The sequence below is a fragment of the Sphingomonas sp. CD22 genome, assembly GCF_034556155.1.
Taxonomy (GTDB): Bacteria; Pseudomonadota; Alphaproteobacteria; order Sphingomonadales; family Sphingomonadaceae; genus Sphingomonas.
Genome location: NZ_JAYDYX010000006.1, coordinates 251,382 through 266,469 on the forward strand (window position 1 = coordinate 251,382; position 15,088 = coordinate 266,469).

A 15,088-nucleotide genomic window follows, 5' to 3' on the forward strand; every position below is an offset into this window, starting at 1 on the left:
TGCACCTGTAGCTTAGGCCGAATCGTGATCGATGCGGCGTGAGGACGGAAGGCGTGGCGCCGGGCGGCGGACAGGCCGCCACCGACGAGCATTTCAGCTCAGTTCGCGCGTGCGAACTGCCTCCCGTCCTCATCATCGTTTGCTGGCAGGATACGGCTGCGGCGCGGCCCACGACGAGCCCGAGTCACCATGTTCTTGGGATGGCGTGGCATTGCGGACGACGCCGATTTGGCGGCGCTGCCCAGGGCTGCCACCGCCGCAAAGACACCGATCGATGCTTCGATGAGCGCACCGAGTTCGATGCCGGAGAGCCATAGCGCCACGTCCGGAGCAAACAGGGCGACCATCCGGATCGGATCGCCGTCGCCCGCATTGACGTGCAGGACGACCAACACGGTGACGACGATCGCCAGAGCGACATGCGCGGGTTTAAGCCGGTTTGCGGCTGTGGCGGGTATATCCACCATGACGCGGCGTAGGACACGGCCGACAGGGATGTCTCCCGCGACCAGCAGGGCGGCCCAGCACAGAAGAAGCACGATCGCTGCCGTCATTCGTCCACCCCCCGGTTTACGCTTGTAAGGTATAGAATGAGATTGCCGATAGGCAATGCGAAGTGTGTTTCCCCACATCCACCTGTGCGAACGACGGCACCGCCCGACTTGCGAGCATCATAACACGCTATATAACGCGACATGCTAGATGTTGTGGAGGATCGTATGGAGGACGTGCTCGCTCTCGAAGGTGCGGTGATGCTGGGCAGTCGGTTGAAGCGGCTTGCCGAGCGGTTGCAGGGCGGGGCCGAGCGGATCGCCGCGGAGTGCGGATTGCCGACGCAGCCCAGCCAGATGCCGCTGCTCACCGCGCTGTACCGACGCGGTTCGATGACCGTGGGCGATGCCGTACAAATGCTGGGGATCAGTCAGCCCGCGGTGACCCGCATCCTCGCGCGTCTGCTCGATTTGACCCTGGTCGAGACCAGCCGGGACGCGCGCGACCAGCGCAGCAAGATGATCGCGCTCACGCCCGCGGGGCGCGAGGCGATGGAATTGGCGACGACCGTATTGTGGCCGCGGCTGCGCGCCGCGGTCGACGAGGTCTGCGACGCGCCCGCGCTGCTCGACCTCATCGCCACGACCGAACGCGCGCTCGCCGATCGACCGTTGGAGCGACGTCCGCATGGCGGCCTTGCGATCCGCCGCTTCACCGATGCGCTGGCGGCGGATTTCTACCGCATCAACGCCGCGTGGATCGAGGATATGTACCAGCTCGAGCAGACCGACATCGACGTGCTGCGCGAACCCCGCGCGCGGATCATCGCGCCGGGCGGCGACATCCTGTTCGTGGAGGACCCCGAACTCGGCATCGTCGGCACCTGCGCGTTGCAGAAGACCGGCGAGCGCCAGTTCGAGCTGACCAAGATGGGCGTGCTCGCCACGGCGCGCGGTCGCAAGGCCGGGGAGTTCCTGCTCGCGGCGATCATCGCGCGCGCCGATGCGCTGGGATGCGACCGGCTCTATCTGCTCAGCAACGCCAAGAGTGCGGCGGCGATCCACCTCTACGAGAAGCTCGGCTTCCGGCACGATGCGGGGATCATGGAGGAATTCGGCAGGCGCTACGCGCGCTGCAACGTCGCGATGCGCTACGTCAGGCCAACCGAGGGCTTGCCCGCGCCGCGGCCGTGATCGGGGACGGCACGGCGAACCGGAAGGTGGTCGGCCGGACGGGCAGGAGGACCAGCGACCCGCCATGCGCGAGTGCGATATGGCGAGCGAGGCTCAGGCCGATGCCGGTCCCCTCCGGCTTGGTCGTATGGAACGGCCGGAAAATCCGCGCCCCATCGTCCGGCGTGACGCCGCCGCCATTGTCCTGCACCTCGGCGACCATTTCCGTCCCGGCGTAGCGGATCGTCAGCGCCACGCGGGCATCCGGGCCGCGATCGGCAGTGGCGGCCTCCGCGGCATTCTGCAGGACCGCCCATAATGCCTGATGCAGTTGATCGCGGTCCAACGGCCAATCGGGACCGTCCTCGATCCGCACGTCCAGCGCGACCTGCGGCCATCGTCCGGCGAACAGGCGCGCCAGATCGTCGGCAGCCCGCGACAGGGGCACGGGCGCAAGCCGCGGCGCGGGTAGCCGCGCGAGCTCGCGATAGGCTTCGGTGAACCGCTGCAACCCCTCGGCGCGCCGCGCGAGGGTGCCGAGGATCTCGCGGAGCAGCGCGGGGTCGAGGTCCGGCCGCCCGAGCGCCGCCTCCCCGCTTTCCGCCAGCGACACGATCGGCGCGAGACCGTTCAGCAGCTCGTGGCCAAGGACGTGGATCATCTCCGCGGTCGCCCGCGCTTCGGCGACACGCTCCTCCTGTTCGACGTCGATCAGCGCCGCCACCGACCGCTCGCTGGCGAGGCCGCCCAGCATCACGCGGTCGATGCGCCACTGCCTGCCCTCATGGCGCAGGTGGCTGGCGTCGGCGTCGACCAGCGCCTGCGGCACCGGCAGCAGGCGGTCGTCGGTGCCGAACAGGCGTCGCGCGGCGCGGTTGAGGGCGCGCGCGCGCCCGCCGTCGATCATCACCATCGGCGTCGGCGCGGCATCCAGCACGAGGCGATCGGCCGCTCCGTCGCCGCCCGCCTCGGTCTCGCCCGCCGCGACCGGATACTGCCGCACGACCAGCCACCACGTCAGCGCGGCGAGCCAGACCGCCGCCAGCAGCGCCCCCGCCAGCGTCCCCCACAATCCCGCGCGCCATGCCGCATCGGCCGCCATCCCGCACCCGACCAGCGCCGCCGCACAGCCGAGCGCGCGCCAGCCGCGCCTATAGGCCATAGCGCGCCATCCGCCGATACAGCGCGCCGCGGCTGAGACCCAGCGCGGCGGCGGCATGGGTGACGTTATGCCGATGCTCGCGCAGCGCCGCCTCGATCAGCGCGCGTTCCGCATCGGTGAGGCCGAAGCTCGCCTCGCCCGCGACGACCGGCACCGGCACCGATGGCGTCGGCTCCAGCAATGCCGCATCGATCACGCCATCGTCGGCGAGGACGACCGCCCGCTCCACCGCCAGCGCCAGCCCGCGCACCTCGTCGGCCCACGCCGTCGATCGGACGACCGCCTCGGCCGCCTGCGTCAGCCGCGCGCCCGGCTTGCCGAACCGGTCGGCGGCGATGCGCGCGAAGTGGCGCGCCAGCAGCACCGCATCCTCGCCCCGCGCGGCGAGCGGCGGCACGGCCACCTCGATCGTCGCCAGCCGCCGCCGCAGCGCGGGGATCAGCGGCGCGATCGTCTCCCCGACGGTGATGCAGGGGATCGCCGCGGAGAGATGGTCGAGCAGCATCTCCTGCTCGATCCGGTCGAGGCGATCGGCATAGCGCAGGATCACCGCCCCGCCCGCCGCACCGTCCGCCGCCGCCACCCGGTCCCAGCGATCGTCGCGGCGCAGGTCGATGCGGGTGACCGGCGCGCCCGCCGCCGGCGACGCCGCATGGATCGCCCGCGCGACCAGGGTCCGCCCGCTGCCCGGCGGACCGGTCACCGCGATGCCGGCCGGGATCGGCGCGACGCGGCGGATCAGCGCGCGCAACGCGTGCATCGCCGCGCTCTCCCCGATCAGCGCCAGCGGCGGCTCGGCACCCGCCGCATGCGCCGGCGCGGCCGCCGCGACCGGGCGCTGCTTCATCGCCGCCTCCATCTTGGCGATCAGATCGGCGTTGCGCCACGGCTTCATCAGGAAGTCGCGCGCGCCCGCCTGCATCGCCGCGACCGCGATGCGGATGCCGCTATGCGCGGTGATGACGATCACGCAGGCGGCGGGATCGTCGGCGACGATCCGGCGCAGGCAGGCCAGCCCCTCCTCCCCGTCCACCGCCCCGGCGCGGAAGTTGAGGTCGAGCAGGATCGCCGCATAGCGCCGCTGCGCGAGCCGCGACCACGCCTCCTCCGGCCCGCTCGCCGTATCGAACCGATAGCCGGCGATCCGCAGCGCGATGCCGATCGCGCGGGCGATGTCCGGATTGTCGTCGATCAGCAGGATTGACGCGTCCTGCGACCGTCCATTCGTGGACGGTGCGTCCGAAACCGGACGGTCACGCTCCGCCTGATCGTCAGAAAATCGTTCAGTCATAGTGGGTTAGGCTTTCCGGCCATGATCGGCGACACTGGCGCCATGATGACCGATCAGCCGACACAAGCAACCGCTTTGCCCGGAGCCGCGATGGACCGCCGGGTGGTACGCCGCCCCGCCCGCTGGTGGCGGCGACGCGCGACGTGGATCGTGGTGGCGCTGGTCCTCGGCGCGCTCGCGCTGTGGCGCGTCCTGCCGGCGAGCGGATCGACCAACGTCGCCGCCGCCGACATCGAGACCGACACGATCCGCCGCGCGCCGTTCGCCGATTACCTGCCGGTCCGCGCGACCGTCGCGCCGCGCGTCACCACGCTGGTCGGCGTCCTGTCGGGCGGGCAGGTCGAGAAGCTGCTGGTGCAGGACGGCGCGATGGTCGCCGACGGGCAGCCGCTCGCCAGCCTCGCCAACCCCTCGCTCAAGCTCGACGTGCTCACCCGCGAGGCGCAGATCGCCAGCCAGCTCGGCGGCGTGGCGGGCGAGAATCTCGGCATCGCGCGCAACCGGCTCGATCGCGCCGGACAGGTGGCGCAGGCGAATTACGACCTCATCAAGGCGCGCCGCGACCTGTCGATCCGCCAGCAGCTCCACGATCAGGGCTTCCTCTCGGACGAGGGGATCAAGGGCTATGCCGCCGAAGCCGAGTATCAGGCGAAACGGCTGGCGCAGCTGCGCTCGGGCAGCGCGGCGGAAGCGCGCATCACCGCCACGCAGGGGCAGCGACTGGAGGATACGCGCGGCCGCCTGACCAGCAATCTGGCGGCGGTGCGCGCCGGCCTCGATGCGCTGGTCATCCGCGCGCCCGTCGCCGGCCGACTGACCAATTTCATCATCCAGCCCGGCCAGACGCTCAAGCCCGGCGACCCCGCGGGTCAGGTCGACAGCGAGGGATCGTGGAAGCTGGAGGCCGATGTCGACGAATATTATCTCGGCCGCGTCCGCGTCGGCCAGACGGCGCGGGCCGATGCGATCCGGCTCACCGTCTCGAAGGTGCTGCCGAGCGTCAAGGACGGGCGGTTCCGCGTCGAATTGACCTTCGACGCCGCGCCTACCGGGCTGAACCGCGGACAGACGCTCGACACCCGCATCACGTTGGGCAGCACCATTCCCGCGCTGGTCGCGCCGGTCGGCGGCTGGCTCGAATCGGGCGGCGGCGCGTCCGTCTTCGTCGTCGACGCCGATGGCGCGCATGCCCGCCGCCGCGCGATCCGCACCGGGCGGCGCAATCCCGAACAGGTCGAGATCCTCTCCGGACTCACCCCCGGCGACCGCATCGTCACCAGCAGCACCGCGTCCGTGAAGGGCGACATCCTCAACATCCGCTAGGCCGAAAGGGCAAATCCCGTGATCCGTCTCGAGAACATCCAGCGCCGCTACGTTTCCGACGACGTGGAGACCACCGCGCTCCACGACATCGACCTGCACGTCGAAGCCGGCGAATTCGTCGCCATCATGGGGCCGTCGGGCTGCGGCAAATCGACCCTGCTCAACACGCTCGGCACGGTCGACCGCCCCACCGGCGGCCGCTATCTGTTCGGCGATCGCGACCTTGCCGCGCTGGACGAAAAGGCGCTGGCCGCCTTCCGCGGGCAGACGCTCGGTTTCGTCTTCCAGAGCTTCAACCTGATCGACGAACTGACGATCGAGGAGAATGTCGCGCTCGGCCTCGCCTATCGCAGGGATGCCGGCGACCGCGCCGCGCGCGTCGCGGCGGCGATGGACAAGGTCGGCATCGCGCATCGCGCGCGCCATTACCCGCATCAATTGTCCGGCGGCCAGCAGCAGCGCGCCGCCATCGCCCGCGCGATCGTCGGCGATCCCAAACTGATCCTCGCCGACGAGCCGACCGGCAATCTCGACACCGCCAACGGCGAGCAGGTGATGAACATCCTGACCGGCCTCAACGCCGAGGGCGCGACGATCGTGATGGTCACCCATTCGCCCAGCCATGCCGACATGGCGAAGCGTCGCATCGACATGCTCGACGGCCGCATCGTCGCCTCCGCCATGCGCGCCATCTGACCTCCACCGAAAGGACCCCAGCCATGCACAAATTCCTGCTGCCCGCCCTGATCGCCGGCCTCGCCACGTCGTTCGCCGGCCTCGCCACCTCGGCGATCGCCCAGTCCGACGCCGCGCCGCGCCGCTTCGCCGTCACCGGCTTCGACGCGATCGACCTGTCCGGGGCCGATTCGATCCGCGTGCTCCCCGGCGCGACGCTATCGGTGATCGCCGACGGCGATCCGCGCGCGGTCGCCGCGCTGGCCATCGACGTGCGCGACGGCACGCTGCGCGTCGGCCGCAAACCCGGCAACTGGCGCGACCAGGGCGCCCGGATCACCGTGACGCTGCCGCGATTGCGGGCGGCGCGCATCTCGGGATCGGGCGACATCCGCGTCGGCGCGGTCACCGGTCGCGACTTCACCGCCAGCATCTCGGGATCGGGCACGCTGGCCGTCACCGATCTCGACGCCGAGACCGCGCGGTTCGCGCTGCCGGGATCGGGGACGATCACCGCCGCGGGGCGTGCGACGCAGGTCGCCATCGCACTCGACGGATCGGGACGGATCGACACGCGCGCGCTCGCGACGCCCGCGGTGCGCGTGACGATGGGCGGCGCGGGCACGATCGCCGCCACCGCGACCCGCACCGCCGACATCGCCGCGAGCGGTTCGGGCAGCATCCGCGTTGCCGGCGGCGCGACGTGCGCGGTCCGCAACAGCGGCGCCGCCAGCGTCCGCTGCGGCTGACGCGACGCGCCGGATCGCCGCGATGCCCCGCGCCCCTTCGCCTATCCGCGCCCGCGACCTCTTCGCCGCCGTGCTGGCGGCGGGAGTCGCCATCGTGCTGCTCGCCGGCGTCCGCGTCGACGCGGCGCGGGTCGCGGTGCGCGGGTCGATCACCGCCTTCGGCCACGCCGGGCACCTCGCGATCGATATCCGCCGCGACGGTCATGCCCGCATCCTTGCCGGGATCGCACCCGTCCGCCTGTCCCTCCCCCCTCTTGCTGTGACGGACCCTTCGTGATGAACCGTTTCGCCTTGCTGTCGCTGTACCGCTCGCTCACCCGTCACAAGCTCTATGCCGCGCTCAACATCGGCGGGCTGGCGGTCGGGATCGCCGTCTTCCTCGTCCTCGGCCTCTACGTGCGGTTCGAGACGAGCTACGAAAAATGGCTGCCGGATCACGACAAGATCTATCTGGTCGAGACGGTGTGGAATCTCCCGGGCAATCCATACAATGGCCCGGCACCCGAGACGATGGGCGGCCTGCTCGACCAGTTGCGCGCGGATTTTCCAAACGTTGTCGGCACCCGGTTATCGGGCGGTCGGGGTGGCGGAAGCGTTCTGCGCGGCGGGATTGCGACGAGCGAGGACGTGGCACAGGTTGACCCAAGCTTCTTCGACGTCTTCGACCTGCCGATGGTGCGTGGCAATGGCCGTGCAGGCCTCTCGACGCCGACCGGCACGCTCATCAGCGAAAGCCTGGCAAAGAAATATTTCGGCAGCAGCGATCCCGTCGGCCAGTCTATGACGATCGTCGGCGAAGTGCCGGTGCAATATCGCGTCAACGGTGTGTTCCGCGATCTGCCGAAGAATAGCGAACAGCAGATATCGATCCTGATCCCGCTGCCCCGCACCGGGCATCCGTCGCAGTGGACGCATTGGGGCAGCACGTCGCTGGCGACCTTTCTGCGGTTCGATACGCCTGCGGCGGCGCGTGCGTTCGAGCAGAAGATGCCGACGTTCGTCAAGCGGCACGCCAGCAACGACATGGGGCCGCAGGCATCCGATGCGATCGGCATCGGGCTGCTTCCGCTGACCGAGGCGCATCTGACCCAGGACATGGGGGAGGGATCGCGGCTGACGGTGGTGACGCTGGGTCTCGTGGGGCTACTGACGCTGCTGATCGCGGTGGTCAATTACGTCAATCTCGCCACCGCGCGGGCCGGCCTGCGCGCGCGGGAAGTCGCGATGCGCAAGGTGCTAGGCGCCGACCGCACGATGCTGATCCGCCAGTTCCTGGGCGAGGCGGTGTTGACCGTCGCCATCGCCGCGCTGCTCGGGCTGATCCTTGCCGAGTTGGGATTGCCGCTGGTCAATGCGGCGGGCGGCCTGTCGCTGACCGTCCCCTATGCCGTCGTCGTGCCGGCGCTGGCGGCGCTGGTGATGGTCACTGGCGTGGCGGCGGGTTTCTATCCGGCGGTGTTGCTGGCGCGCTTCCCCGCCGCGGCGGTGCTCGCCTCTGCGCGGTCGCCGGGCGGCGGCCGCGCGGGGACGCGGACGCGCGAGGCACTGGTCGTCTTCCAGTTCGGCCTCGCCATCGCGTTCATGATCGGCACCGCGGTGCTGGTCGCCCAGACCCGCTATGTACGGCAGGCGGACCTTGGGTTCCAGCGACGTGGACTGCTCGTGGTCAGTGGTCTGTCCAGCGATCTGATCGGCCCGGCCCGCGCGCGCGCGATGCTCGCCGCGTTCCGTCGCCTGCCCGGCGTCGCCGCGGTCGGCATCTCGAACAGCGCGGTCGGCGGCAGCGGCAGTTCCAGCAGCGACAACGTGCCACTGCCCGGCGTCGCCGGCTCCGGCCCGATGCTGAACTGGGTTGACGTCGGGCGCGGGTTCTTCACCGCGCATGACGTCGTACCCGTCGCCGGGCGCCTGTTCGACGATGAGCATCGCGCCGACGACCACGGCAAGATCGCCAAGGGCGCAGCAGCGAACATCATCATCACGCGCAAGGCGGTGGACACCTTGGGGTTTCGCAGCCCGCAGGATGCGATCGGCAAGACCGTCGGTGGGAGCGTTCCGCGCACGATCATCGGCGTCGTCCCCGACCTGCGCTTCAAGTCGCCGCGCGATCCGATCATGGCGACCTATTATTTCTATACGCCCGATGCACCGTCGTTCGTTACCGTCGCGTCGCTGCGGGTGACCGGCGATCCGCGCGAGGTGCTCGCCCGGGTACGTGCGGTGTGGCAGCGGATGGCGCCGCAGGTGCCGTTCGCCGGCAAGACCGCCGACGAACGGCTCGCGCGCTTTTACGAAGCCGACGATCGTGCCACCCGCTTGTTCGGCATCGGCGCCGGGCTGGCCGTCCTGATCGGCTGCGTCGGGCTGTGGGGACTCGCCTCGTTCAACACGTCCCGCCGGGTGCGCGAGATCGGCATCCGCAAGACGCTCGGCGCCTCCTCGACCGACATCGTCAAGCTGCTCGTCGGGCAGTTCCTCCGGCCGGTCCTGATCGCCAATCTCGTCGCCTGGCCGCTCGCCTACGTCGCGACGCGGACCTGGCTGGCGGGGTTCGACGACCGCATCGCGCTCTCGCCGCTGTATTTCCTCGGCGCGAGCCTCCTCGCCACGGCCATCGCGGTGCTGACCGTCCTCGGTCAGTCGCTGCGCGCCAGCCGCGCCGCCCCCGCCTGGGCCTTGCGCCATGACTAGCAAGACGATCGCCGCGCTCGCGGCGCTGTGCCTCTCCGGCCCGGCGCCGGCCGAAACGCTGCGCGACGCCATCGTCGCGGCCTATGCCACCAACCCGCAGCTCGCCGCCGCGCAGGCGCGGCAGGACGCGCTGGCGGAGGCGCCGGAGCAGGCGCGCGCCGCCGGGCGGCTGACGGCGGCGGCGGACGGAGCGGCCGGCTACAGCCGCTTCGACTACGGCAGGGGCGGCAGCAGCAGCGTGACCGCCAGCCTGCCGATCTGGACCGGCGGCCGCGTGTCGTCCGCCGTCCGGGCCGCCTCGGGCGACGTCGCGGCGGGCGCCGAAGGCGTGCGCGATACGCAGGCGGCGGTGCTGGAGACGGTCGTCGGCGCCTATGCCGATCTGCTCTACGCGCAGGAGGCGGTGGGCGTCGCGCGTGCCGACATCGCGTTGCTCGACACGCAGGTCGCCGAGGCGCGATCGCGCTTCGGACTCGGGCAGGCGACCCGCACCGACGTCGCGCAGGTCGAGGCGCAGTGCGAATCCGCCGCCTCGACGCTCGCCGATGCGGAGGGGACGGCGGCGGCGATCGCCGCGACCTATCGCGCGACGGTCGGCCACGGCCCCGGCGTGCTCGATGCCGATCCGGCGGCGCCGGCGATGCTTCCGGCGACGCTCGACGTGGCGCGGCGTCGCGCCGCCGCGGCCAATCCGGTCGTCCGCCAGCAGCAACTGGCCGCCGGTGCGGATGCCGCGCGGATCGCGCAACAGCGGGCCGAGCGGAACCCCTATGTCGGGCTGGGCGGCACCTATGGCTATGCCGCCGGCGCGGGTCGCTCGGGCTATGCCGATGCCGCGGTCGCCGGCGTCACCTTGCGCGTGCCGCTGCTCACTTGCGGCCTGGTCGCGTCGCGCATCCGCCAGGCGGAGGCGATCTATCGCGCCGATCGCTTCGCGATCGATGCGGTGCAGCGCGATGCGGCCCGGCAGGCGGAAACGGCCTGGGCGACCCTCGCCGCCGCGCAGACCCGCGTTCAGGCCAACGCCCGCCGCGTCGCCGCGGCCGAATTGGCGCTGAAAGGCGTCAGGGCCGAATATTCCTTCTCGCTCAGGACGACATTGGACATCCTCATAGCCGACGAAACCCTCCGCTCCGCCCAACTCGCGCTGGCGCGCAGCCGTAGCGACGTGCTGATCGGACAAGCGGCGTTGCTGCGCGCTACCGGCCAATTGGGGCGGGATAGTTATTGATCGGGCGATCTGCGTGGCTCGACGAGCCGATACGGCGGGAGCCCAATGCGATCGTGGCGGAGACGGAGGGATTCGAACCCTCGGTACGGTTTCCCGTACGACGCTTTAGCAAAGCGTTGGTTTCAGCCACTCACCCACGTCTCCGGATGCGGCAGAGTGGGCGCTATAGCGGCGGTGTGCGGGCGGATCAACCGCGCTTGGCCGCGCGATCGGACGTAATTTCGCGGCATCCCGCCATTCGTTCATTGCCCGGCAAGCGCGACGATGGTTAACCTCGCGCGCGTCGGGTTGTCCGAGGGGGTTGGCATGCGTGTGTTCGGATTTTCCATAGCGGCGGCAAGCCTGCTGGCGGCGAGTGCGCCGGCGCAGGTGACGACGATCGATCCCAATCGCGCGATCGACGGCGATCTCGCCACCTCCGCGCCAGCGCGCGCGCGCGCACCCGCCCAACCGGCCCCGCGCCGCGCCGATTCCCCGGTCGAGCAAGGCGACACGCCGCAGCCGGGCTTCGCACAGCCGGCTCCGCAGGCCGCGGCCGTGCCGGAGGAGGCGCGGGTCGAGGCGGTCAACCGCGCCGCCGACACCTATCAGCGGGACGACCTGCTCGCCGCGGGCGAGGGCGTGTTCGGCAAGGGCGCGGCGGGGCTCGCCGGCCTGCTGGAAAAGGTGCTCAAGGAACAGGGCCAGCCCAACGCCTATATCGCCGGGCGCGAGGCGGCCGGCGCGTTCATCGTCGGGCTGCGCTACGGTTCGGGGATCATGAGCCACAAGGTCGAGGGGCAGCAGCCGGTCTATTGGACCGGTCCGTCGATCGGTTTCGACGCCGGCGGCGACGCCAACAAGGTGTTCGTGCTGGTCTACAATCTCTACGACACCGCGGATCTGTTCCATCGTTTCCCGGCGGCCGAGGGGCGATTGTATTTCGTCGGCGGCTTCGCCGCGACCTATCTGCGCCGTGGCAATATCGTGCTGATCCCGATCCGGCTGGGCGTCGGTTATCGCGCCGGCGTCAACGTCGGTTATATGAAGATCACGCGCAAGGCGCGCTGGATGCCCTTCTGACGTCGCGCGGCGGCCGGCGGCTCAGACCTCCAGCCGCCAGCCGATCGTCTCGCCGGCCATGAACGGCACGACCGCGGTATCGCCCGCGCCGATCCGATCCGGGACGGTGACGGGCGCGCGGACCAGCGTCACCGTGCCGCTGTTGAGCGGCAGTCCGTAGAAGCGGGCGCCATGTTCCGAGGCGAAGCCCTCGAACCGGTCGAGCGCATCCTCTTCGTCGAAGACGCGGGCATAGGCCTCCAGCGCATAAGGCGCATTGAAGATGCCGGCGCAGCCGCAGCCCGATTCCTTCGCGCCGACGACATGCGGCGCGCTGTCGGTGCCGAGGAAGAAGCGCGGGCTGCCCGACACCGCCGCGCGCCGCACCGCCAGCCGGTGCGATTCGCGCTTGGCTACGGGGAGGCAATACGCGTGCGGGCGCAGGCCGCCGTCGAAGATCGCGTTGCGGTTGATCAGCAGATGTTGCGGCGTGATCGTCGCGGCGATCGGATGCGCCGCTTCGGCGACGAACGCCGCCGCCTCGGCGGTGGTGATATGTTCGAGCACGATCTTGAGCGAGGGATAGTCGCGCGTCAGCGGCGTCAGCACGCGCTCGACGAACACCGCCTCGCGATCGAAGATATCGATGCTGCGATCGGTGACCTCGCCGTGGATCAACAGCGGCATGCCGATCCGCTGCAACGTCTCGAGCACGGTCGTCAGCTGCCGGATGTCGGTGACGCCATGTGCCGAATTCGTCGTCGCATGCGCGGGATATAATTTGCACGCCGCGAACAGGCCGGCGGCATAGCCCTCCGCGATCATCCCGGCATCGGCATCGTCGGTGAGGTAGCACGTCATCAGCGGCGTGAAGTCCGCCCCCTCGCCCAGCGCCGCCATGATCCGCGCGCGATACGCCGCCGCCGCCGCCAGATCGGTCACCGGCGGCGTCAGATTGGGCATGATGATCGCACGCGCGAACTGCCGCGCGGTGTGCTGCGCGACCGCTGCGAGCATCGCGCCATCGCGCAGGTGGACGTGCCAGTCGTCGGGGCGGCGGATGGTCAGGCGATCGGTCATCCCCCTCCCTATCGGCGGCGGACCGGTCCCGCCAGCTTGATGACGCCCGATCGGACACTAGGTAGGACGGATGAACACCACCCTCCCCGATCGCGCGCTCGTCCGGCTCGGCGGCGACGACGTCCGCGGCTTTCTCCAGGGGCTGGTCACCAACGACGTGATCGCAACGCTCCCTGTGTGGACGGCGCTGCTCACGCCGCAGGGCAAGGCCTTGTTCGACTTCGTCGTCTGGGCGGTTGGCGACGATTTGCTGCTCGATGCCGAGGCAGCGCAGGCCGATGCGCTGATCCGCCGGCTCGGCCTCTACCGGCTCCGCCGGGCGATCACCATCGCGCGCGACGACGGCCTTGCGGTCCATTGGTCGCGCGAACCCGGCCAGGGCGTGCCGGACCCGCGTCTCGCGCAACTCGGCTGGCGCTGGATCGCGCCCGCGTCCGCCGCAGCCACGGGCTGGCACGCGCATCGCCTGTCACTCGGCGTCGTCGAAGGCGTCGGCGAGCTCGGTAACGGCGAGACCTTGTGGCTCGAATGCAACGCCCGCGAACTCAACGGCGTCAGCTTCACCAAGGGTTGCTATATCGGCCAGGAGAATACCGCGCGGATGCACCATCGCGCCAAGGTCAACCGCCGCCTGGTCGTCGCACCCTTGGGCGAACCGGGGGATCGCACCCGCGCCACCTATCCCGATCTCGGCCTGATGGTCGAGCACCGCCGGGTCGAGGCGATCGGCGATGCGCTACGCCCCGACTGGCTGGCCGCAGCGCTCGCCGAGGATCAGCGCCCGACCGCGGTATAAGCGAAACCTGCCCCTTCGACGTCGTCGCGGCGATAGACGTTGCGCAGGTCGACCAGCACCGGCGCCGCCATGATCGACGCCAGCTTGGGCAGGTCGAGCGCCCGGAACGCATCCCATTCCGTCACGATCACCACCGCATCGGCGCCGGTCGCCGCCTCATAGGCGTCCTTGCAATAGGTCAGCTCGGGCATCATCCGCCGCGCCGGCTCGGTCCCCTCGGGATCATAGGCGCGTACCGTCACCCCGGCATCGTTCAGCGCCTGCGCGATCGCGATCGACGGTGCGTCGCGCATGTCGTCGGTATTGGGTTTGAAGGTCAGGCCGAGCAGCGCCACCGTCTTGCCCTTGGGACTGCCGCCCAGCGCGTGCAGCACCTTGCGGCCCATCGCACGCTTGCGGCTGTCGTTCACCTTCACCACCGCCTCGACGATATGGACCGGGCTTTCGAAATCCTCGGCGGTCTTGAGCAGCGCGAGCGTATCCTTGGGGAAGCACGATCCGCCATAACCCGGACCGGCATGGAGGAATTTGGCACCGATGCGATTGTCGAGGCCGATGCCGCGGCTGACGTCCTGGACGTTCGCGCCCACCGCCTCGCAGAGATCGGCGATCTCGTTGATGAAGGTGATCTTGGTCGCGAGAAAGGCGTTCGCCGCATATTTTATCAGCTCGGACGTGCGGCGCCCGGTGAACAGGATCGGCGATTCGTTGAGGTAGAGCGGCCGATAGACGCCGCGCATCACCTTGCGCGCCGCCTCGTCGTCGGTGCCGATGACGATCCGGTCGGGACGCTTGAAGTCGCCGATCGCCGCGCCCTCGCGCAGGAATTCGGGGTTGGAGACGACCGCCACCGCAATGTCGGGCCGCTTCTCGCGCAGGATCGCCTCGACCTTGTCGCCGGTGCCGACGGGCACGGTCGATTTGGTGACGACGACGGTCGGACCGGTTACCGCGGCGGCGATCTCTTCGGTCGCCGCGAAGACGTAGCTGAGGTCGGCATGGCCATCGCCGCGACGCGACGGCGTGCCCACCGCGATGAAGATCGCATCCGCCCCCGCGACCGACGCGGCGAGATCGGTGGTGAAGGTCAATCGCCCGGCCGCGACGTTGGTCGCCACCAGCGCGTCGAGCCCCGGCTCGTAGATCGGCATCCGCCCCGCCTCGAGCGCGGCGATTTTGCCTTCGTCCTTGTCGACGCAGATCACGTCATGGCCGAAATCGGCGAAACAGGCCCCCGATACCAGGCCGACATAGCCCGAACCGATCATCGTGATGCGCATCGATTACCCTCTTGGCGGATGGAGAACGCTCTCTAGCCGAACAGGGCACGAATGCCAGCCTGTGCCGGTGGAGCGATCCGGGGGCGGCGCCCGGCCCGCACATAC

14 protein-coding genes and 1 tRNA gene are annotated in these 15,088 nt (G+C 70.1%); 9 read left to right on the forward strand and 6 right to left on the reverse strand.

Annotated elements, in window-relative coordinates; genetic code table 11:
* Positions 1 to 98: 98 nt before the first annotated feature.
* Complete coding sequence (locus tag SFC76_RS13675; RefSeq protein ID WP_322849979.1) at positions 99 to 554, reverse strand: hypothetical protein; 456 nt, start codon at positions 552 to 554, stop codon at positions 99 to 101.
* Positions 555 to 695: 141 nt separating this feature from the next.
* On the opposite strand from SFC76_RS13675, the gene SFC76_RS13680 reads away from it, so the two are divergent.
* The gene (locus tag SFC76_RS13680; RefSeq protein WP_322849980.1) at positions 696 to 1,685 is read left to right on the forward strand and encodes a bifunctional helix-turn-helix transcriptional regulator/GNAT family N-acetyltransferase; all 990 of its coding nucleotides are present in this window, start codon (positions 696 to 698) and stop codon (positions 1,683 to 1,685) included.
* Here SFC76_RS13680 and SFC76_RS13685 read toward each other — a convergent pair.
* Complete coding sequence (locus SFC76_RS13685) at positions 1,648 to 2,826, reverse strand: HAMP domain-containing sensor histidine kinase (protein WP_322849981.1); 1,179 nt, start codon at positions 2,824 to 2,826, stop codon at positions 1,648 to 1,650. The genes SFC76_RS13680 and SFC76_RS13685 overlap by 38 nt on opposite strands.
* Positions 2,816 to 4,117 carry a sigma-54-dependent transcriptional regulator gene (locus SFC76_RS13690; protein ID WP_322849982.1) on the reverse strand — a complete coding sequence of 434 codons (1,302 nt, stop codon included), beginning with the start codon at positions 4,115 to 4,117 and terminating at the stop codon, positions 2,816 to 2,818. The genes SFC76_RS13685 and SFC76_RS13690 overlap by 11 nt, the downstream gene beginning before the upstream one ends.
* 42 nt (positions 4,118 to 4,159) lie before the next feature.
* Here SFC76_RS13690 and SFC76_RS13695 point away from each other — a divergent pair, with 42 nt between their 5' ends.
* From SFC76_RS13695 to SFC76_RS13720, 6 genes are read left to right on the forward strand one after another with little or no spacing between them, the layout of a single operon-like run.
* On the forward strand, positions 4,160 to 5,440 hold the full coding sequence (locus tag SFC76_RS13695) for an efflux RND transporter periplasmic adaptor subunit (protein ID WP_322849983.1): 1,281 nt from the start codon (positions 4,160 to 4,162) through the stop codon (positions 5,438 to 5,440).
* A gap of 18 nt (positions 5,441 to 5,458) precedes the next feature.
* Positions 5,459 to 6,136 (forward strand): ABC transporter ATP-binding protein, encoded by a 678-nt coding sequence (locus SFC76_RS13700; protein ID WP_322849984.1) that lies wholly within the window; start codon positions 5,459 to 5,461, stop codon positions 6,134 to 6,136.
* 23 nt (positions 6,137 to 6,159) lie between these two features.
* Positions 6,160 to 6,864 carry a head GIN domain-containing protein gene (locus tag SFC76_RS13705; RefSeq protein WP_322849985.1) on the forward strand — a complete coding sequence of 235 codons (705 nt, stop codon included), beginning with the start codon at positions 6,160 to 6,162 and terminating at the stop codon, positions 6,862 to 6,864.
* 22 nt (positions 6,865 to 6,886) lie between these two features.
* Positions 6,887 to 7,141 (forward strand): hypothetical protein, encoded by a 255-nt coding sequence (locus SFC76_RS13710; RefSeq protein ID WP_322849986.1) that lies wholly within the window; start codon positions 6,887 to 6,889, stop codon positions 7,139 to 7,141.
* Complete coding sequence (locus SFC76_RS13715) at positions 7,141 to 9,555, forward strand: ABC transporter permease (protein WP_322849987.1); 2,415 nt, start codon at positions 7,141 to 7,143, stop codon at positions 9,553 to 9,555. The genes SFC76_RS13710 and SFC76_RS13715 overlap by 1 nt, the downstream gene beginning before the upstream one ends.
* Entirely contained in the window at positions 9,548 to 10,786 is a 1,239-nt protein-coding gene (locus tag SFC76_RS13720) for a TolC family protein (protein ID WP_322849988.1), read from the forward strand. Before SFC76_RS13715 ends, SFC76_RS13720 begins: the two co-directional genes overlap by 8 nt.
* Positions 10,787 to 10,840: 54 nt before the next feature.
* Here the strand turns inward: SFC76_RS13720 and SFC76_RS13725 are convergent.
* Positions 10,841 to 10,930 (reverse strand) — tRNA-Ser (locus SFC76_RS13725).
* Between the two features lie 162 nt (positions 10,931 to 11,092).
* Here SFC76_RS13725 and SFC76_RS13730 point away from each other — a divergent pair.
* Positions 11,093 to 11,848 (forward strand): DUF1134 domain-containing protein, encoded by a 756-nt coding sequence (locus SFC76_RS13730; protein ID WP_322849989.1) that lies wholly within the window; start codon positions 11,093 to 11,095, stop codon positions 11,846 to 11,848.
* 21 nt (positions 11,849 to 11,869) lie between these two features.
* On the opposite strand, the gene pyrC is transcribed toward SFC76_RS13730, so the two are convergent.
* On the reverse strand, positions 11,870 to 12,907 hold the full coding sequence (pyrC, locus tag SFC76_RS13735; protein ID WP_322849990.1) for a dihydroorotase: 1,038 nt from the start codon (positions 12,905 to 12,907) through the stop codon (positions 11,870 to 11,872).
* 70 nt (positions 12,908 to 12,977) lie between these two features.
* Here pyrC and SFC76_RS13740 point away from each other — a divergent pair, with 70 nt between their 5' ends.
* Positions 12,978 to 13,703, forward strand: coding sequence for a folate-binding protein (locus tag SFC76_RS13740; RefSeq protein WP_322849991.1), 726 nt, complete (start codon positions 12,978 to 12,980; stop codon positions 13,701 to 13,703).
* On the opposite strand, the gene SFC76_RS13745 is transcribed toward SFC76_RS13740, so the two are convergent.
* Entirely contained in the window at positions 13,682 to 14,983 is a 1,302-nt protein-coding gene (locus SFC76_RS13745; RefSeq protein ID WP_322849992.1) for a UDP-glucose dehydrogenase family protein, read from the reverse strand. The two genes, SFC76_RS13740 and SFC76_RS13745, sit on opposite strands and share 22 nt — an antisense overlap.
* Between the last annotated feature and the right edge of the window lie 105 nt (positions 14,984 to 15,088).